At 68.3% G+C, this 17,484-nt stretch carries 19 protein-coding genes; 7 read left to right on the forward strand and 12 right to left on the reverse strand.

Features of this window, described 5'->3' with window-relative positions; all coding sequences use genetic code 11:
* Positions 1 to 24 precede the first annotated feature (24 nt).
* Positions 25 to 801 (forward strand): helix-turn-helix transcriptional regulator, encoded by a 777-nt coding sequence (locus tag ABTV10_RS23510; protein WP_499031001.1) that lies wholly within the window; start codon positions 25 to 27, stop codon positions 799 to 801.
* Here ABTV10_RS23510 and fabG read toward each other — a convergent pair.
* Positions 774 to 1,535 carry a 3-oxoacyl-ACP reductase FabG gene (gene fabG / locus ABTV10_RS23515; protein ID WP_499031003.1) on the reverse strand — a complete coding sequence of 254 codons (762 nt, stop codon included), beginning with the start codon at positions 1,533 to 1,535 and terminating at the stop codon, positions 774 to 776. The two genes, ABTV10_RS23510 and fabG, sit on opposite strands and share 28 nt — an antisense overlap.
* Before the next feature lie 57 nt (positions 1,536 to 1,592).
* The gene (locus tag ABTV10_RS23520) at positions 1,593 to 2,048 is read right to left on the reverse strand and encodes a DUF8021 domain-containing protein (RefSeq protein WP_499031005.1); all 456 of its coding nucleotides are present in this window, start codon (positions 2,046 to 2,048) and stop codon (positions 1,593 to 1,595) included.
* 249 nt (positions 2,049 to 2,297) lie between these two features.
* On the opposite strand from ABTV10_RS23520, the gene ABTV10_RS23525 reads away from it, so the two are divergent.
* From ABTV10_RS23525 to ABTV10_RS23545, 5 genes are all read left to right on the forward strand, one after another.
* A complete protein-coding gene (locus tag ABTV10_RS23525) occupies positions 2,298 to 3,743 on the forward strand; it encodes an aldehyde dehydrogenase family protein (RefSeq protein WP_499031007.1) in 1,446 nt (481 codons plus the stop codon).
* 66 nt (positions 3,744 to 3,809) lie between these two features.
* Positions 3,810 to 4,262, forward strand: coding sequence for a nuclear transport factor 2 family protein (locus tag ABTV10_RS23530; protein WP_499031009.1), 453 nt, complete (start codon positions 3,810 to 3,812; stop codon positions 4,260 to 4,262).
* A 255-nt stretch (positions 4,263 to 4,517) separates the two neighbouring features.
* Positions 4,518 to 5,030, forward strand: a complete 513-nt coding sequence (locus tag ABTV10_RS23535) for a nuclear transport factor 2 family protein (RefSeq protein WP_499031011.1) — start codon at positions 4,518 to 4,520, stop codon at positions 5,028 to 5,030.
* On the forward strand, positions 5,023 to 5,547 hold the full coding sequence (locus ABTV10_RS23540; protein WP_499031013.1) for a nuclear transport factor 2 family protein: 525 nt from the start codon (positions 5,023 to 5,025) through the stop codon (positions 5,545 to 5,547). Before ABTV10_RS23535 ends, ABTV10_RS23540 begins: the two co-directional genes overlap by 8 nt.
* Positions 5,544 to 6,692 (forward strand): oxidoreductase, encoded by a 1,149-nt coding sequence (locus ABTV10_RS23545; protein ID WP_499031015.1) that lies wholly within the window; start codon positions 5,544 to 5,546, stop codon positions 6,690 to 6,692. The genes ABTV10_RS23540 and ABTV10_RS23545 overlap by 4 nt, the downstream gene beginning before the upstream one ends.
* 49 nt (positions 6,693 to 6,741) lie before the next feature.
* On the opposite strand, the gene ABTV10_RS23550 is transcribed toward ABTV10_RS23545, so the two are convergent.
* From ABTV10_RS23550 to ABTV10_RS23565, 4 genes are read right to left on the reverse strand one after another with little or no spacing between them, the layout of a single operon-like run.
* Complete coding sequence (locus ABTV10_RS23550) at positions 6,742 to 7,779, reverse strand: NAD(P)-dependent alcohol dehydrogenase (protein WP_499031017.1); 1,038 nt, start codon at positions 7,777 to 7,779, stop codon at positions 6,742 to 6,744.
* Positions 7,757 to 8,713: an alpha/beta hydrolase gene (locus tag ABTV10_RS23555; RefSeq protein ID WP_499031019.1), complete on the reverse strand. Its 957-nt coding sequence runs from the start codon at positions 8,711 to 8,713 to the stop codon at positions 7,757 to 7,759. The genes ABTV10_RS23550 and ABTV10_RS23555 overlap by 23 nt, the downstream gene beginning before the upstream one ends.
* Positions 8,710 to 9,330, reverse strand: coding sequence for a TetR/AcrR family transcriptional regulator (locus tag ABTV10_RS23560; protein ID WP_499031021.1), 621 nt, complete (start codon positions 9,328 to 9,330; stop codon positions 8,710 to 8,712). Before ABTV10_RS23560 ends, ABTV10_RS23555 begins: the two co-directional genes overlap by 4 nt.
* Positions 9,331 to 9,387: 57 nt before the next feature.
* Positions 9,388 to 10,731, reverse strand: a complete 1,344-nt coding sequence (locus ABTV10_RS23565) for a flavin-containing monooxygenase (RefSeq protein ID WP_499031023.1) — start codon at positions 10,729 to 10,731, stop codon at positions 9,388 to 9,390.
* 372 nt (positions 10,732 to 11,103) lie between these two features.
* On the opposite strand from ABTV10_RS23565, the gene ABTV10_RS23570 reads away from it, so the two are divergent.
* A complete protein-coding gene (locus ABTV10_RS23570) occupies positions 11,104 to 11,778 on the forward strand; it encodes a TetR/AcrR family transcriptional regulator (RefSeq protein ID WP_499031025.1) in 675 nt (224 codons plus the stop codon).
* On the opposite strand, the gene ABTV10_RS23575 is transcribed toward ABTV10_RS23570, so the two are convergent.
* The 6 genes from ABTV10_RS23575 to ABTV10_RS23600 form a co-directional block, all read right to left on the reverse strand.
* Positions 11,775 to 12,425, reverse strand: a complete 651-nt coding sequence (locus ABTV10_RS23575; protein WP_499031028.1) for a CoA transferase subunit B — start codon at positions 12,423 to 12,425, stop codon at positions 11,775 to 11,777. The two genes, ABTV10_RS23570 and ABTV10_RS23575, sit on opposite strands and share 4 nt — an antisense overlap.
* Positions 12,422 to 13,168, reverse strand: a complete 747-nt coding sequence (locus tag ABTV10_RS23580) for a CoA transferase subunit A (RefSeq protein WP_499031030.1) — start codon at positions 13,166 to 13,168, stop codon at positions 12,422 to 12,424. The genes ABTV10_RS23575 and ABTV10_RS23580 overlap by 4 nt, the downstream gene beginning before the upstream one ends.
* Positions 13,165 to 14,349, reverse strand: coding sequence for a fumarylacetoacetase (gene fahA / locus ABTV10_RS23585; RefSeq protein WP_499031032.1), 1,185 nt, complete (start codon positions 14,347 to 14,349; stop codon positions 13,165 to 13,167). The genes ABTV10_RS23580 and fahA overlap by 4 nt, the downstream gene beginning before the upstream one ends.
* Positions 14,346 to 15,257, reverse strand: coding sequence for a hypothetical protein (locus ABTV10_RS23590; protein ID WP_499031035.1), 912 nt, complete (start codon positions 15,255 to 15,257; stop codon positions 14,346 to 14,348). The genes fahA and ABTV10_RS23590 overlap by 4 nt, the downstream gene beginning before the upstream one ends.
* Positions 15,254 to 16,453 carry a homogentisate 1,2-dioxygenase gene (locus ABTV10_RS23595; RefSeq protein WP_499031037.1) on the reverse strand — a complete coding sequence of 400 codons (1,200 nt, stop codon included), beginning with the start codon at positions 16,451 to 16,453 and terminating at the stop codon, positions 15,254 to 15,256. The genes ABTV10_RS23590 and ABTV10_RS23595 overlap by 4 nt, the downstream gene beginning before the upstream one ends.
* 266 nt (positions 16,454 to 16,719) lie before the next feature.
* Positions 16,720 to 17,289, reverse strand: coding sequence for a MarR family winged helix-turn-helix transcriptional regulator (locus ABTV10_RS23600; RefSeq protein ID WP_433608128.1), 570 nt, complete (start codon positions 17,287 to 17,289; stop codon positions 16,720 to 16,722).
* Between the last annotated feature and the right edge of the window lie 195 nt (positions 17,290 to 17,484).

Below are 17,484 nucleotides of genomic sequence, written 5' to 3' on the forward strand. Positions count from 1 at the left end.
TGTACTCGAATTGGTGGTGAACTCTTGACCGAGGTCTCGTTGCGTACCACCGACTACGAGCGCGTGTTCGCGGTGCTCGACCGTTGCGCGGACATCCGGACGGTGCCGGAGTTCCGTACACGGATCGTCGGGGCGATGACCGACGTGTTCCCCGTCCGGGTCGCGACGTGCTTCGTCGGGGACACGTATGAGAGCCAGTTCACCGACCCCGATGCCACCCTCGCCGGGGGTGCCGGGTGGGAGCACAAACGCGCTGCGTATCAGCAGAACTGGGCACGGTTCGACGTCTTCGGGACGCCGGAGGCGCGGCGTCGACTCGAGACGACACGGGTGGCGTCGCTGACCGACCTGCACGAGCTGCCGGAGGAGTCCGCGACCTACGTCCGCGACTATCTCGATGTGTGGCGTTCGGTCAACGCGCTGCACCTCGATCTGCCAGGGAACGCGCGGGCGCTCGTCGGTTTGTACGACGTCGACGAGAACGCACTGGGCCCTCGGGATTTCGCAGCGCTGCGTCTGCTGGCCCGTCAGTTGTCGGTGCTCACCCGAGGTCTCGTCGGTGTGCCCGGACGGGACCTGCTCGCCGAGCTGACCGAACGCCAGCGCGACGTAGCGAGACTGGTCGCCGACGGACTCAGCAACGCCGCGATCGCCCGTCGGCTCACCCTCACGGAGGACACCGTCAAGAAGTACGTCAGTCGCATCCTCGCGGCCACCGGGTGCGCGTCCCGCACGCAGCTCGCCCTCGATGTCCAACGCCAGTCCGTGCAGCGTCAGTCCTTCGGTCCGCCCGCCACGTAGATCACCTGTCCCGAGACGAAACCCGCGCCCTCGCTGACCAAGAACGATGCGGTGTGTGCGATGTCCGCGGGCAGTCCGACGCGGCGCACCGGCGTCTCGGCGGCGATGCCCGCCTGGAAGTCCTCGAACGACATCCCGAGGCGCTCGGCCGTCGCGGCGGTCATCTCGGTGACGATGAAGCCCGGCGCGATCGCGTTGGCGGTGACCCCGAACGGGCCGAGCTCGAGCGCGAGGGTCTTCGTCAGCCCCTGCATGCCGGCTTTGGCGGCCGAGTAGTTCACCTGCCCGCGGTTGCCGAGCGCGGAGGTGCTGGACAGGTTGACGATCCGGCCCCACTTCTGTTCCACCATGTACTTCTGCGCCGCCCGGGTCAGCAGGAACGCCCCGCGCAGATGCACGTGCATCACGGCGTCCCAGTCGTCGATACTCATCTTGAACAGCAGGTTGTCCCGGGTGATCCCGGCATTGTTCACGACCACGGTGGGCGCACCGAGTTCGTCGGCGATCCTGGCGACCGCGGCGTCGACGCCGGCCTCGTCGGACACGTCGGCGCCGACGGCGAGCGCGCGGCCGCCGGCGGCGCGGATCGCGGCGACGGTGTCACCGCACGCCGATTCGTCGAGGTCGAGGACCGCGACGGCGAGACCGTCCGACGCGAGCCGCTTCGCGATCGCGGCACCGATCCCGCGCGCCGCGCCCGAGACCACCGCCACGCGCTGATCGCCGTCCGTCATCGCCGTTCCCTCCGCTCTCCGGTGCAGTCCGTCCGCGAGGCTACGCGGAGATCGCCGTCACGACAGCGCGACCGGAGAGATGGTGGCGTGGATGCGGCCGATCGCGCCGCCCTCGAAGTCGAACGTCTCGACGATCTCGACGGTCATCAGCCGCTGCCCGGCGATGCCCGCGTCCAGAAGGTAGCGGGTGTGGACCGTGTCGCCGTTCTCGGTCATCGTCAGGTCGCGCACGCCCTGGATCACCCGGTACTGGACGCCGTGGTTCAGGTCGTTCGTCAGCTGCGGTCCGTTGAATCCGGTCTGGAGACCGGCCTCGACACGGGTCGCACCCGGCGTGAAGAGGACGGCGCTCGCGTCGTGGTCGACGAGCGCATCGATGTAGGCCCGGGCCATCGCCTGGTTCGGGGTGTCGGCAGTATTGGGCGCAGCGGATGCGACGGCGGGCGCGGCGACCGTCACCGCGGCCGCGGCCGCGGCGAGCAGGGACAGCGTCGAGGTCTTGGCGATTCGCATGCCGCATCGTAACGAGAACGCGTTCCACTCACCGGGGGAATCGTCGACCGGGACGAAGGTCCCGCGAGGAGGGAGCCCCACGACCTCCGGTCTTGGGCACCTCCTACCGGGATCACCGCCGCTCACAGGGGCCGATCGGCCCTTTCCGGCCCCGCTCCCGGAAAGCACTCCCGATCAACGAGACATCTCACTGTTACTGCCGACACAGCGCGTTTAGCGTCGTGACATCGGCAACGACAGGAGTTACCCGTGAGCGAGAACGTCACCGCCACCACCCCGGTCGCGCAGCTGCCCCTGATCCTCGGGGCCCAGAAGCGCGCGGCAGCAGAGCAGGGCACCGCGTCGGCGGAGATTCGCCGAGAACGCCTGCAGCGGATGATCGATCTCCTCGTGCGTCACCACAAGCCGCTCACGGAGGCGATCGACGCCGACTTCGGCGGACGCCTCGTCGCCTACTCGATCATGAACGACATCCTCGGGTCGCTCACGTCGCTCAAGCACGCGCGCGACTCGTTCGCGTCGTGGATGGGCAACGAGGAGCGGCCGCCGTACCCGCCCTACGATCAGTTGGACGCCCGGGCCTACGTCCAGTACCAGCCCAAGGGCTCGGTGGGCATCATCGGGACGTGGAACGCCCCGCTGTTCACGCTGCTGAGTCCCCTGGCGTGCGCGCTGGGTGCCGGCAACCGCGCGATCCTCAAGCCGTCCGAGATCGTCCCGCGCACCGCCCAGGTGCTGGCCGAGGCCGTGGCCGAGGTGTTCGACCCGGCCGAGATCGCGGTCGTCACGGGCGGTCCCGACCTGGCCGACGCGTTCACCTCGCTGCCTTTCGACCACCTCGTCTTCACCGGCAGCACCGAGGTCGGCAAGCTGGTCATGGCGAACGCGGCGAAGAACCTCGTCCCGGTCACGCTGGAACTGGGCGGCAAGTCCCCCACCATCGTGGGCCGCAGCGCGGACCTCGAGGGCGCCGCGAACAAGATCGCGATCGCCAAGGCCACCAACTCCGGGCAGATCTGCGTGTCCCCCGACGTCGTCTACGTTCCGCGCGAACAGCTCGACAGCTTCGTCGGCGCACTCGAGAAGTCGTACGCGGCCCTGCTGCCGACCGTCACCGACAACCCCGATGTGGTTGCGATCGTGAGCGACCGGCACCTCGCCCGTGTCGAGTCGTTGGTCGCCGATGCCCGCGATCGCGGCGCGCTCATCGTCGCCACCCCGGTCGACGAGAGCGCTCCGGTCGACGGTGACCGCAAGCGCCCACTGCGCCTGGTGGTCTCGCCGCCGGCCGATTCGAAGATCATGCAGGAGGAGATCTTCGGACCGGCGATCATCCTGCTGCCGTACGACCAGACCGAGGACGTCATCGCAGACATCAACAGCAGACCGAAGCCGTTGGCGCTCTACTACTTCGGCACCGATCCGGTCGAGCAGCACGCGGTGCTCACGCGCACGTACTCCGGCGGCGTCACTGTCAACGACATCATGATGCACCCGGGCATGCACGACGCGCCGTTCGGCGGCGTCGGCGCGTCCGGCATGGGGCACTATCACGGCCGGGAAGGATTCCTCGAATTCAGCCATGCCCGTACGGTTTTCGAGGCGCCCGAGCACGACCCGCGGGCCGAGTGGGGAACCCTCCCGCCGTACGGCGAGGGATTCCTCGCAGCCATGGAGGCCCAGGTCGTTCCCTAGCCGCGGTTCTGCCGATGAGTGGGAAGTCGCCCGCCGAGGCGCGCATAGGCAGGAAGAATGCTCGTCATGACCCGTGAACTGGCAGACCGCCTCGCCCTCTCGGACCTCGTCGCGCAGTACGCGATCGCCGTGGACCGCCGCGACGAGCTCGCCCTGACCGCGCTCTTCACCGACGACGCCCGGCTGGTGCAGCCGGCCGGGTTGGTCCGACGCGGCAAGGAGCCGATCCTGAACGGTGCGCCGTCGATCGCGGCGGGGGTGTTGGGCGCCGTGGCGCACCTGCACTCGACGCGACACGTGGTGAGCCAGCAGATCGTGGATCCGGCGGGTGATACCGCGCGCGGCGAGGTCTACTGCGAGGCGCACCACGTCTACGCGGTGGAGGGCGGACACCGCGACTACGTGGTGGCGATCCGGTACGGGGACGACTACCGCCGCGAGGCCGACACCTGGCGCATCGCCCGGCGTGAGCTGTTCGTCGACTTCACCTACGACTGCGGCGTCACCCTCCTGGGGTGACACCGGTCTCCCGGAATCATCGAGAGGCCCACCGGACGAGGAAATGGCCGCCCTCGCGGCGTTCCTGGCCTCCCCGGCGGCCGGTTTCATCACCGGCGCCTTCCACCTCGACGACGGCGGATACACCGCGATGTGACCGACAGTCCGGGAAGGCTTCCGCTGTGCGGGATTCTCCACTCACGTGTCGCCCGGCCGGATATGCTCCACCACCATCAAATGCTTGTTTGACGATGTAGTCGACCGGAGGTTGAACCGATGAGCGGTGCAGTCGAATCCGTCCCGACCGAGTCCGTAACCCTCTCCACCGAGGAGCGGTTGCTCGCGATCGAGGAGATCAAGCGGCTCTTCGCCGCGCGCCTGCGCATCATGGACACCAAGCAGTGGGACCTCTACGCGACCGTGCACACCGACGACGTCGTCAGCGAGTCGTGGGGCGCCGACAGTCGTGTCGTCGGACCAGCGGCACTCACCGCCGCCATTCGGAACACCCTGGACGGCAACGTCTTCGTGACCACGGTGCACCACGGCCACACCCCCGAGATCACCCTCACCTCCGACACCACGGCCACCGGAATCTGGGCCATGGAGGACGAACTGTGGTGGACCAACGGCGATGTCGAGGAACACCTCCACGGCTACGGCCACTACCACGAGGAGTACCGCAAGGTCGAGGACCGGTGGCTCATCAGCTACCGCACGCTCACCCGCCTTCGGGAGGACCACTCCCCCAACTTCTACGATTCGACAGAGAGGTCCAGCCATGGATGAGCCCACCGGTGCATTGACTCTGAGCGCGGCAGAGCAGTTGCTCGCGATCGAGGAGATCAAGAAGGTGTTCTCGGCGCGCCTGCGCGTCATGGACACCAAGCAATGGGACCTCTACGGGCCCCTGCACACCGAGGACGTCGTCACCGAGACGTGGGGCGGGCTCCCCGACGACAAGCAGCCGACGGCAGGCGGACAGTCCAACCGTGCCTCCGGGCGCGAACACCTCACCAACTCGATCCGCGGCATGCTCGGATCCTCGACGCACGTCACCACGGCGCATCACGCGCACACCCCGGAGATCACCCTCACCTCCGACACCACGGCCACCGGAATCTGGGCCATGGAGGACGAACTGTGGTGGACCAACGGCGATGTCGAGGAACACCTCCACGGCTACGGCCACTACCACGAGGAGTACCGCAAGGTCGGGGACAACTGGCTCATCAGCTACCGCAAGCTCACCCGGCTCCGCGAAACCCACACCCCCAACTTCTTCGACTACATGGGAGCCCTGTGACCGCCGCGGCCACCGACATGTCCGCCCTCTTCGAGCCGCTCACGGTCCGCTCCCTCGAGCTGAGGAACCGGATCGCGATGTCGCCCATGACGCGTCACGGCTCGCCGGGCGGCGTCCCCACCGGCGAGGTGGTCGCCTACTACCGGCGCCGCGCCGAGGGCGGGACCGGACTCATCGTCACCGAGGGGGTCGCGATCGAGCACCCCTCGGCCGTCGACGCCGACACCGTGCCGGTGATGTACGGCGAAACGGCCCTGGCAGGTTGGCGCAAGGTGGTCGACGCGGTCCACGAGGCGGGCGGCAAGATCGTTCCCCAGCTGTGGCACGTCGGACCGCTGTTCGGCGCGATGGGCCCGGTCGGCGACGTCACGCCCATGCGCCCGTCCGGGCACTGGGGCAGCGTCGGCAATACGATGTACTCCGACGAGTACGTCGAGCAGATGCGCCCCGTGACGGCAGCGATGACCGAACAGGACATCGCGGACGTGATCGCGGCCTACGCCGCCGCCGCGCGCAACGCGATCGACGTCGGATTCGACGGCATCGCCCTGCACGGCGGACACGGCTACCTCCTCGACGCGTTCCTGTGGGAGCCGACCAACCAGCGCGACGACGAGTGGGGCGGAGACCTTCGGCGCCGCACGCGATTCCCCGCCGAGGTCGTCAAGGCCATCCGCAGGGAGATCGGCGACGAGTACCCCATCATCTTCCGGTTCTCGCAGCACAAGCAGCAGGACTTCGCGTCGAAGATCGCGCAGACGCCCGAGGAACTCGGCGTGATCCTGAACGCCCTGGTGGACGCCGGCGTCGACATCCTCGATGCGAGCATCCGCCGCTTCTACGCGCCCGCGTTCGAGGGCAGTGATCTCTCGCTGGCCGGCTGGGCGAAGAAGGTTACCGGTGCCACCGTCATGGCCGTCGGCAGTGTCGGTCTCGACAGCGCTCTGAACGAACAGGTCATCGTCGGGCTGCCGCAGATGTCCAACACCATCCCGGAACTGATGCGCCGCATGGACGAGGGCGAGTTCGACCTCGTCGCGATCGGCCGCCTCCACCTGGCGGATCCGGCCATCTCGCAGCGACTGCGCGACGGCGACCCCATGCCGGAGTTCGACCGCGCACTGCACGAGGGTCGTCTGTACTGACCGCTCCCGCACCGACGGACCGCGGGGGAACGGTCCGTCGGTGTGCCGGTCAGCTCCTGCCCGGCACCAGGATTCCCCGGCCCTTGATCTTTCCGGCCTCGAGCGCATCGAACGCCGCGACGGCGTCCTCGAGGGGGAACGTCTCGGCCTCGATCGTCACGAGCCCGCGGCGCGCGAGGTCGATCACCGCGCGCTGGTCCGCGCGGGTACCGGCGTAGCTGGTGCGCACCGTCGCGCCCCACGGCAGCGCGAAGCCCGACCACTCGAACGTCCCGCCGCCCAGTCCCAGCACACGCAGAGCGCCGTCGCGCCCGATGACCTGGGTGGCGATGTCGACGGTCGCCTGCACGCCCACGCAGTCGAAGACCGCGTCGACGCCGATCCCGTCGGTGAGCTCGAGGATCTTCTCGACGCACGACGCGTCGCTGGCGAAGGCATGGTCGGCGCCCAGCGTGGTGGCCAGTTCGAGCTTTTCCTCCGCCGAGTCCACCGCGATGATGCGCGTCGCCGACGTCGCCGCCAGGATCTGCACCGCGGTGTGCCCCAGGCCGCCGATTCCGATCACCACTGCCGTCGTACCGGGCCCGAGTCGGTCGCGGGCACCGTCGATCGCGTGATAGGTCGTCAGACCGGCATCGGCCAGCGGACCGGCGGTGACCGGGTCCAGGTCACCGAGCGGCTCGACGTACCGCGCGTCGACCTGCATGTACTCGGCCATACCGCCGTTCGCCGCGAGCCCCGGACACAGGGGCATACCCTGTCGGCCCATCGACCGCTCGCAGGAATTCTCGCGCCCCTGAACGCAGGCCCGGCACGTCCCGCAACTCCACACCAGGAAGACCAGGACGGCGTCGCCGACCGCGAAGGACTCGACCCCGTCGCCGAGAGCGGCTATCCGCCCGGCGGTTTCGTGCCCGAGCGTCATGGGCGGGGGGATCATCGTCATCGGCGAGTGCCGCATGTGGATGTCCGAGTGACACAGTCCCGACCCGGCCACCTCGATCAGGACCTCGCCGGGTCCGATCTCCGGAATATCGGTGTCGACGACGGCGATCCGGCCGTAATCAACCAGCTGCAACGCGCGCATCGGCATCCTCCTCGATCGACGATGCGGCATCGACGGCGAGATGCCTACGCAGGAACATGATCTGGTGTTCGAGAGCCCGGTCGAACCACGGCTTGCCCGGGTAGACGTCGAAGTGGTCGCACGGATAGCGGCGCACCTCGGCCCGGGCCTGCTCCGCCGCCTTGGCCGCGGCGTGCGGGGGTGCGCTGCGGTCGAGGTCGCCGATCTGCACCAGCAGCGGCGCCGTCACGTTCTTCGCGAGCGTCGACGGTCGGTACGAGCCGATCTCGAGGAACGACCGCGCACTGACCTCGTTGCGCCAGCTCGGGCCTGCGATGGACAGGTAGTCCTCGTAGATCCCGGGCAAGGCGAGCGCCGCCACCTCACCCGGCCGCGCGGTGAGCGGGATGGTGACGCCGACGCCACCACGGGCTGCCGAGATCTTGTCCCGGACGGCCGCCAGTGAGCTCTTTGCCAGGTGGCCGGCGCTGTACTGGCGCATCGACGCCGTGGACGCCGCCAGGGCGTCCACCGCCGGCGTCAGCGCGATGAGCGCGGCCAGGCGCGGGTCGCTCGCTCCCAGACTGAGGACGTGGCCGCCGGACAGCGACACGCCCCAGGCGACGATGCGGCCGGGATCGACCCCGTCGAGGCGGCGCGCCATTGCGATCGCGGCGGCATAGTCCTCGAGCTGACCGCGGATCGAGATCGTCTGCCGCACTTGCCCACCGCTGCGGCCGAATCCGCGGTAGTCGAACGCGAGGACGTCGAGACCGGCGGCGGCCAGCCCCTCGGCAAATCCCTCGAGCCCGGAGTCGACGGTCCCGCCGAATCCGTGTGCCATCACGACACACGGCCTCCCGGCCGCGGTCAGGAAGGCGTCACCCTCGCCTGGGTAGTGCCAGGCCGAGACGGTGCTCCCCTGCACGGGGATGTCCACATCGGTACGTGTCACAGCTTGCTCCCATAGATTGTGTTGAGCCACACCGTAACCAGGGCCTCGCGGGCGGTTTCCGGGTCGAGTGCCCCCGGACCGCCCCGCGAGAGACCCTCGACGGCACGGTCGTTCATGTCGAGTAGAACCACAGCGAGCGCCCGGCTGTCCGGTCCGTCGGCTGCGCGTCCCGACTGCCGTTCGGCGTCGATCACCGACGCCACCGGATCGATGAAGCTGAAGCGGTCGAGATCCCACATCTCGCGCACGGCGGGATCGGAGTCCCGCGCGTCGCGCAGGGCCCGGTACAGATTGGGGTGACGTTCCCAGGTCCCGATCACCTCGGTGATCAGGCCCTCGATCATCTCCCTCGGGCTGCCCTCCCGTCCGAGGTACGCACCTGCGCCGTCGCGCATCTCGCCGTAGACGGTTCGGGACAGGGCCGCTACGGCCTTGGCCTTGTTGTCGAAATAGAAGTAGAACGCCGACCGCGTGACACCCGCGGCGCGCGAGATGTCACTGATGCTGATCTCGTCGAGGCTGTGATCCTCGAGCAGGCTCTCGACTGCGTCGAGGATCGCGGCCCGGCGCTCCTCCCCCTTGTTCGCCCTCCGGGTACCGGCTTCGTCGGTGGGCACGGGGTGGCGACTGCTCATATGTCGGCTTTCGGGTCGGTTACGGCGTACAGGTCCCCATCATGCCGGGGCCGGGACGCCCGCGAATCGGACCGGTCCGTCCCTGCGCACCCGGGCGAGCCCGGCGGGCAGCTCCTTGGTCCGCATCTCGTGCTCGTAGATGTAGTAGTCCACCTGCTGGGTGTGCCGGGGCCGGTTGTTGAAGTGCCCCACGAAGCGCGCCTCGTCCTCCTTGATGACGCGGTTCATCTCGTCGGCCGACGGCGGTCGGTAGGTGCCGGCCAGGTACGCCGCGAGCGTGCGGGACTGGCATTCGACGAACGGGAACAGCGTCGGCGCCGACTGCGCGAAGCCGATGAAGGCCAGATCGTCGAATCCGGGCTTGAACATGCGCTTGTACAGCGGGAAGTTGTTGCCGGGCGCGCTCAGGAAGTCCTCGTCGAAGAACGGGAACGTGATGTTGTAGCCGGTCGCGTAGATGATGACGTCGAAGTCCTGGCTGGTGCCGTCGACGAAATGCACCGTCTCGCCGTCGAGTCGCTCGATGTTCGGCCGCGCATTCAGGTCGCCCGAGCCCAGGCGAATGTACAGCTCCTGCGACTGCGTGGGATGCGCCTCACCGAAGTGATGGTCGGGCTTGGGCAACCCGAACTTCTCCGGGCGACCCGACAGGAAGATCGGACCCCGTCGACCCATCCGGCGCTGCCACGACAGCGGGATCTGCGGGATCGTCTGGATCAGGGTGTCGGCCGGGACGCCGAACGCGTACTTGGGCACGACCCAGGCGCCCGAACGGGTCGAGAGCGTGACCTTGTTCCGCAGGGTTCGGTGCGAGAGCTCCACCGCGATGTCCGCCGCGCTGTTGCCGAGGCCGACGATGAGAATTCGCTTGTCCCGCAGGTGCAGCGGCGTCTCGGGATCGATGTACGCGTGGGAGTGGATCGACTCCCCGGTGAACTCGCCCGGAAAGTCCGGGAGTCGGGGGTCCCAGTGGTGCCCGTTCCCGACGACGAGGAAGTCGAAACGGCGAGTCTCGCCGTCCTGCGTCAGGATCTCCCACCCGCCGTCCGGCAGGCGCTCCGCATGCTCGACGCCGTTGCGGAAATGGATCCGGTCGAGAAGCCCGAAGGCGTCGGCGTAGTCGTCGAGGTACCGCTTGATGTCGGTGTGGTGCGGGAAGTCCGGGAGCTCTTGCGGAATCGGGAAGTCCTTGAACGACAACCGGGTCTTCGACGTGTCGATGTGCAGTGAGCGGTAGGCGCTCGAATGTCCGTTCGGATTTCCGAACGCCCAGTTGCCGCCGATCCGGTCGGAACTCTCGAAACACTCGTAGGGGATGTCGTAGTCGCTCAGCATCTTGCCGGCGGTCAGACCGCTGATCCCGGCTCCGATGATGCATGTCATGGGTTTCGCCATCATGCTCCGTTCAAAGTTCTGCCTGGACGTGGGCGCTCCGTCGAAGCCGCCCACAACACGTTCAGTGAGGTACTTCACAAGGTAGGCAGAAAATTGACACGCGTCAATAGTTGCGAGATCGACTGCCCCGCCGAAGAAAACCCCGTTCGCCGACGGGAAGGCAACAATGCCGGGCGCCGCGCCGTTGTCTTCGCGGAACGACGGGCGTCACCGGCACCGTCGACGCGCGCGGATCCGGCCGCATCGCCGACAAGTCGTGACCGTGTCCAGTTCGAGAGGTTTGTCCTCGCGACAGCGGCGCGACGGGGTAGTTTGTTTGTACTGACCGGTCGGAATGCTGGCGGGAACCCCGGGGGCGACATGACGGACGAGCGAGAAATCATCACTCGGCGTGAGGAACGGAAGCAGCGGACACGCGAGCGATTGATCGAAGCGGCACGGACACTGTTCTCCGAACAGGGTTTCGACCACACCACGATCGACGACATCGCGGCGGCCGCGCACGTCTCGCGCGGCACGTTCTTCAACTACTTCGAGAACAAGGACGCCGTCCTCGCCGCGCTGCACGGTGGGCACATGGACAAGTTGCCCGGGATCATCGACGACCTACTCGCCCGGGACCTGACCACCGCCGAGCGAATCGAGTCGCTCTTCAACGACGTCGTGGAGGCCGCGGTCACCCTCGAACAGTACTTCCGCGCGACCACCCGGGAACTCGACCGGGATCTGGCGACGCCGGCGATCAGCGCCGCCCGGACGGAACGGTTCATCGTCGCGTTCGGCCGGGTCCTCGAGGCCGGCATCCCCCGCGGCGAGGTGCGAACGGACTACCCGCTGCGGTTCCTGTCGCAAATGGTGACCGCCGTGTACGTGACGACGATCCGGTACTGGCGCCAGGACACCGTCTTCGACATGGAACTGGAGTTCCAGCGCGCCGCCCGGTTCATCGCCGAGGCCGTCGCGCCGCCCCGGGCCGGGAACCCGTCCGGCCCGAAGGGGGGGAGTTCCGGGCCGGACGGGAAATTGGGGAGTTAGGCTGCCTCGCCCGCCAGGTCGACGGCCAACTCGGCGCCGGTCGCGGCCTGCACCTGCTCGACGGTGACGTCGGGCGCGAGTTCCCGCAGCACCAGCCCGCTGTCGGTGACGTCGATGACGGCCAGGTTGGTGATGATCCGCTGCACGACGGCCTGACCGGTCAGCGGCAGCGAGCACTGCTCGACGATCTTGGCGCCGCCATCGCGGTCGGTGTGTTCCATGACCACGATGACGCGCCGGGCACCGTGCACCAGATCCATGGCGCCGCCCATGCCCTTGACCATCTTGCCCGGCACCATCCAGTTCGCCAGGTCCCCGGTCCGCGAGACCTGCATGCCCCCGAGGACCGCGGTGTCGATGTGGCCACCGCGAATCATGCCGAACGACAACGCCGAATCGAAGAACGCCGCACCCGGGTTCACCGTCACCGTCTCCTTGCCCGCGTTGATGAGGTCGGGATCGACCGCATCGTCGCTCGGGTAGGGGCCGGTGCCCAGGATGCCGTTCTCCGAGTGCAGCACCACCTTCACCCCGTCGGGCAGGTAGTTCGGGATCAAGGTCGGCAGCCCGATCCCCAGGTTGACGTATTCGCCGTCGATCATCTCGGCCGCGGCGCGCGCGGCCATCTGCTCCCGTGACCAGCTCATGCCGACACCGTCCGCTTCTCGATTCGCTTCTCCTGCACCCCGGTATGCACCACACGCTGGACGAACACCCCCGGCAGATGCACCTGCGCCGGATCGATCTCGCCCGGCTCCACCAGCTGCTCGACCTGCGCGATCGTGATCCGGCCGGCCATCGCGGCGAGCGGGTTGAAGTTCATCGCGGTCTTGTTGAACACCAGATTGCCCTCGGTGTCCCCGACCTCGGCGTGCACCAGCGCGAAGTCCGCGACGATCGACTCCTCGAGCACGTACGTCTTGCCGCCGAACTCGCGGGTCTCCTTCGCCGGCGACGCGACCGCGACCGACCCGTCCGGGTGGTAGCGCCACGGCAGCCCGCCGTCGGAGACCGGGGTCCCCACACCGGCCGGGGTGTAGAACGCGGGGATCCCGGCACCACCGGCCCGCATCCGCTCGGCCAGGGTGCCCTGCGGGGTCAACTCCACCTCCAGCTCACCCGACAGGTACTGGCGCGCGAACTCCTTGTTCTCACCCACGTACGACGCGGTGACCCGACGGATCTGCCCGGCCGCCAACAGGATCCCCAGACCCCACTCGTCGACGCCGCAGTTGTTGGAGAACACCTCGAGTCCCGTGACGCCCCGGTCGGCCAGACCACCGATCAACTCCGTGGGGATGCCGCACAGGCCGAAACCACCGACCGCCAGCGAGGATCCATCGACGATGTCGGCGACGGCCTCGGCCGCGGTTGCGAAGACCTTGCTCATCGGGCATCACCGGTGGCGGGCAGGATGCGGGCACGGACCTCGCCGAAGCCGATGCGTCCGCCGTTCGCGCCGGGCGCGGTTGCCGAGATCGAGATCTCGTCCCCGTCCTCGATGAACGTGCGCTGCTCGTCACCGACCGTGACCGGCTCGGCGCCGCCCCAGGTCAGCTCGATGAAGGCGCCTCGTTGAGCCTTCTCGGGACCCGAGATGGTGCCGGAACCGAACAGGTCACCCGTGCTGGCGGCCGCACCGTTGACCGTGGTGTGCGCCAGCATCTGTGCGGGCGACCAGTACATCTGGGCGTAGGGCGGGCGGGAGACGACGTGACCGTTCCACTCGACCTCGAGGTCGATGTCCAGACCCCACTTCTCGTCGCCCTGCAGGTACGGCAGCGGCGTCGGATCCTGCACCGGGGTGTCGACGCGGGCGGCCTCGAGCGCCAGCAGCGGAACCACCCACGCGGAGATGGACGTCGCGAAGCTCTTGCCGAGATTCGGGCCCAGCGGGACGTACTCCCACGCCTGGATGTCGCGGGCCGACCAGTCGTTGAGGATCACGGCGCCGAAGCAGTGCTCGGCGAACTGGTCCGGGGTGATCGAGGAACCCATCGGGGAACCGACGCCGACGATGAAGCCCATCTCGGCCTCGATGTCGAGCCGAATCGACGGACCGAACGTGGGGGCCGCGTCGGCCGGGGCCTTGCGCTGACCGCACGGGCGCACGATGTCGGTGCCCGACACCACGACGGTGCTGGACCGGCCGTGGTAGCCGACCGGCAGGTGCTTCCAGTTCGGCATCAGCGCAGCCGAATCCGGTCGGAACAGCCGGCCGAGGTTGGTGGCGTGGTTCTCCGAGGCGTAGAAGTCGACGTAGTCGGCGACCGCGATCGGCAGGTGCATCGTGACGTCGTCGACCGAGAACACCGCGTCGTCGGCGACCTCGCCGGACACCAGTTCGGTGATCTGCGCACGGACCTCGACCCAACGGTCACGCCCCTGGGCCATGAACGCGTTCAGCGTCGGCTGGGCGAATACGTCATCGCCCAGCGCCTTCGCGAGATCGACGACGCTGTCGCCGACGCGCACGCCGACCCGCGGGCCCGCGTCGGCGGTCGAGAACACGCCGTAGGGCAGGTTGTCGATACCGAACAGGGAGTCGGCAGGAATCGAGATGACGGTCATGCGCGGGATCCTTCGTCGATCGAGTTGAAATCCACCGAACCCATAGGCGCGGAGAGTCCGGTGGATGCTGAGGGCACCAGTCCGAGGCCGACCAGTTCGGTCAGCGGGTCGCTGATGCTGCAGGTGCCGAAGGACAGGAAGGTCGCGCGCAGCGCGTCCACCGCCTCGGGCGACAGGCCGTCGAGTTCGCCTGCCAGGCGCTTCCCGTCACGGTCGGCCAGCGTCGATGCGATCTCGTCGACGCTCGCGCCACCCGCGGCCCGGTGCGCCGCGAGCATGACGTTGAGGAAGCCGTGCTGTTCGAATCCGGTGTCCGGGTCCGTGTTCCGCACCGCGTGGTGCAGGCCGGCGGTCGCCTTGAACCGCACGCCCGTCCCGACGACCGTGTGGATCGCGGCGGCCAGTTCGGCCTCGTCCGGGTACGCGGCGGCCACGACGCCACCGGTCCGGAACTTCGCCGCGTACGCCGTTCCCGCCATCCGGGCCAGGATGGCGGGACGACGGTCGTCACGCGGGACCTCGACGAAGATGTCGACACCCGGTGCGGCCGAGGCGATCTCGTCCAGCGCGGCGAACAGTGCCTCCGGCGTCTGCCCCTCGGGCACGGCGATCTCCATCGCGACGAGCTTCACGCCGTCGATCGCGCGCAGCTGCTCGAGCGCGGCCGGAACGGCGTCGGTGCCGCCGGGCACGGTGAGGCTCAGCTGGAGGACACCGTCCTGCTCGGCCGCAATCGCGGGCAGCTCATCCAGCCGCGGCGCCGGGAACACGAACGGTCCCACCAGCGCGGCATGCTCACTGCGCTCGTGCACGAGGTGCGCGGGCACCGCGGCCTCCATCGGCGCGTTCCCCGGAGGGAACAGCGCCGCGTCGTCGCACAGACCCTTCAGCAGCGGCGAGATGGTCACTTGTTCGGCCCCCGTCCGGACCACGACCACGCGTAGGCCTGGTCCTCGCACGCCAGGGCGCCCTCACCGAGCTCGAGCGGGCGGAAGGTGTCGACCATGACGGCCAGCTCGTCGAAGAACTCGACGCCGATGCTGCGCTCGTATGCACCCGGCTGCGGGCCGTGCGCGTGACCACCGGGGTGGATCGAGATCGAGCCCTGGCCGATGCCCGAACCCTTGCGGGCCTCGTAGTCGCCACCGCAGTAGAACATGATCTCGTCGGAGTCCACGTTCGAGTGGTAGTACGGCACCGGGATCGACAGCGGGTGGTAGTCGACCTTGCGGGGCACGAAGTTGCAGATGACGAAGTTGTTGCCCTCGAACGCCTGGTGCGCCGGCGGCGGCTGGTGCACGCGGCCCGTGATGGGCTCGTAGTCGGAGATGTTGAAGGTGTACGGGTACAGGCAGCCGTCCCAGCCGACGACGTCGAAAGGATGGTTCGGGTACACCATGCGGGTGCCGACGATCGCGCCGCCCGCGCGATGCTTGACCAGCACCTCGACGTCGGTGCCCTCGGAAACGAGCGGCTCGGCGGGGCCGTGCAGGTCGCGCTCGCAGAACGGCGCGTGCTCGAGGAACTGGCCGAACTTCGACAGGTAACGCTTGGGCGGAACGATGTGGCTGTTCGCCTCGATTGCGTACGCGCGCAACGGCTCCGAACCCTGCGGCACCCAGCGGTGGGTGGTCGACATCGGGATCAGCACGTAGTCGCCCTGGCGGGCGTGCAGCGCGCCGAACACGGTTTCGACGATCGCCTCGCCGGACTCGACGTACACCATCTCGTCGCCGAGCGAGTTGCGGTACAGCGGCGACTCCTTGGCGGACACCACGTACGAGATGCGCACGTCGGCGTTGCCGAGGATCAGCCGGCGGCCGGTGACGACGTCGGTCTCGGCCCAGATCTCCTCCGGGAAGAGGTCGTGGAGCTTGAGGTGCCGCGGCTTGAGCGGGTGGTTCGGGGTGGTGGTCTGGTCGCGCAGTTCCCAGACGGTCGCGTCGACGATGGCCGACGGGATGTGTCGGTGGTACAGCAGCGACGAGTCGGAGGAGAACCCCTCCTCGCCCATCAGCTCCTCGAAGTAGAGCTGGCCGTCCTCGTCCCGATGCTGGGTGTGCCGCTTCGGCGGGATGTTGCCGAGCTGTCGGTAGAACGCCATGACCGGCCTCCTGATGTGGTCGCGCCCGTTTCACTGCCGGGCTGTGGTCCTCACCGTCGGCGGAACAGCAGCGCGGGCCGTGGCTTGCCGGGACCGCCGATTCCTCTCCGAGGTTAGTAAACAGATTAACTAGTTTCGGGGCGTGAGCGCAACCACACGAACGGTCTCGTCACCCGCCCGCGCCCGGCCCCCACGATTCGCGCACTTATCGGTCCCCGGAGGACCCCGGAAACACCGACAAGTGCGCGAATCGGGAGAGGTTGGCGTCAGTTGCGGCCGCGGACGTCGAATTGGCTGCGGTTGGTGATGAGCTTGTCCAGCAGCATGACGAGAACGTGCTGCTCAGCCTCGGTGAGGACGCTCGCCCACGCATACTCGCGCTCGTTGTGCTCGCGGTAGGTGGCGGCCATCTCGGCACGCCCCTTCTCGGTGAGCGAGAGCTGCACCGAGCGTCCGTCGCGCTCGTCGGGCGTCCGCTCGAGCAGGCCGGACGCTTCCAGCGTCTTCGTCAGGTTGGACACGGCCGCGCGGCTCATACCGGTCAGCTTGGCGGCGCTCTTGGGCTCGATCGGGCCGGCCAGCCAGGTCACGAACAGCAACCGGAACGCCGACCACGAGAGCCCGCGGGGCCGATGCACGGACGATTCCAGGTCGTAGGTGACCACGTTCGCGGCCCGGTTGAGGGTCAGTAAAACCTGCGTGGCCAGCTGGTGCGTGGACCCGAACTCGGTGCTGAGCCGGCGGTTCGCGAGGTCGATGAACGACCAGAAGTCGAGCGAGCCGGGCGCGATCGCGTCCTGCGCCACCTGCGCATCGCGCCCTTCGTCCCGGCTCATGCGGCCACCCTATCGCGGTACGCGTCGGGCGCGCGCAGCACGGATCGTCCTGGATAGCTCACCTAATTAGTATATCTATGAACTATTTTCCCCGACGTCCGGTACGCCCCGGACGGCTGCCGTCACGTGCCGCGTCGCGCGCTGTGCCGCAACGGGTTACCGCCCCGAGCGAAATAGTCTGTACAAAGAGATCCG

The sequence above is a fragment of the Paraburkholderia sp. RHO2 genome (assembly GCF_050955445.1).
Taxonomy (GTDB): domain Bacteria; phylum Actinomycetota; class Actinomycetes; order Mycobacteriales; family Mycobacteriaceae; genus Prescottella; species Prescottella agglutinans_A.

What these genes read in the sequence shown, in the direction of transcription:
- fabG (WP_499031003.1), bottom strand. Translation starts at nt 1,535, where the DNA reads ATGACGGACGGCGATCAGCGCGTGGCGGTGGTCTCGGGCGCGGCGCGC.
- ABTV10_RS23520 (WP_499031005.1), bottom strand. Translation starts at nt 2,048, where the DNA reads ATGCGAATCGCCAAGACCTCGACGCTGTCCCTGCTCGCCGCGGCCGCG.
- ABTV10_RS23530 (WP_499031009.1), top strand. Translation starts at nt 3,810, where the DNA reads ATGACCCGTGAACTGGCAGACCGCCTCGCCCTCTCGGACCTCGTCGCG.
- ABTV10_RS23535 (WP_499031011.1), top strand. Translation starts at nt 4,518, where the DNA reads ATGAGCGGTGCAGTCGAATCCGTCCCGACCGAGTCCGTAACCCTCTCC.
- ABTV10_RS23540 (WP_499031013.1), top strand. Translation starts at nt 5,023, where the DNA reads ATGGATGAGCCCACCGGTGCATTGACTCTGAGCGCGGCAGAGCAGTTG.
- ABTV10_RS23550 (WP_499031017.1), bottom strand. Translation starts at nt 7,779, where the DNA reads ATGCGCGCGTTGCAGCTGGTTGATTACGGCCGGATCGCCGTCGTCGAC.
- ABTV10_RS23565 (WP_499031023.1), bottom strand. Translation starts at nt 10,731, where the DNA reads ATGACATGCATCATCGGAGCCGGGATCAGCGGTCTGACCGCCGGCAAG.
- ABTV10_RS23570 (WP_499031025.1), top strand. Translation starts at nt 11,104, where the DNA reads ATGACGGACGAGCGAGAAATCATCACTCGGCGTGAGGAACGGAAGCAG.
- ABTV10_RS23575 (WP_499031028.1), bottom strand. Translation starts at nt 12,425, where the DNA reads ATGAGCTGGTCACGGGAGCAGATGGCCGCGCGCGCCGCGGCCGAGATG.
- ABTV10_RS23580 (WP_499031030.1), bottom strand. Translation starts at nt 13,168, where the DNA reads ATGAGCAAGGTCTTCGCAACCGCGGCCGAGGCCGTCGCCGACATCGTC.
- fahA (WP_499031032.1), bottom strand. Translation starts at nt 14,349, where the DNA reads ATGACCGTCATCTCGATTCCTGCCGACTCCCTGTTCGGTATCGACAAC.
- ABTV10_RS23595 (WP_499031037.1), bottom strand. Translation starts at nt 16,453, where the DNA reads ATGGCGTTCTACCGACAGCTCGGCAACATCCCGCCGAAGCGGCACACC.
- ABTV10_RS23600 (WP_433608128.1), bottom strand. Translation starts at nt 17,289, where the DNA reads ATGAGCCGGGACGAAGGGCGCGATGCGCAGGTGGCGCAGGACGCGATC.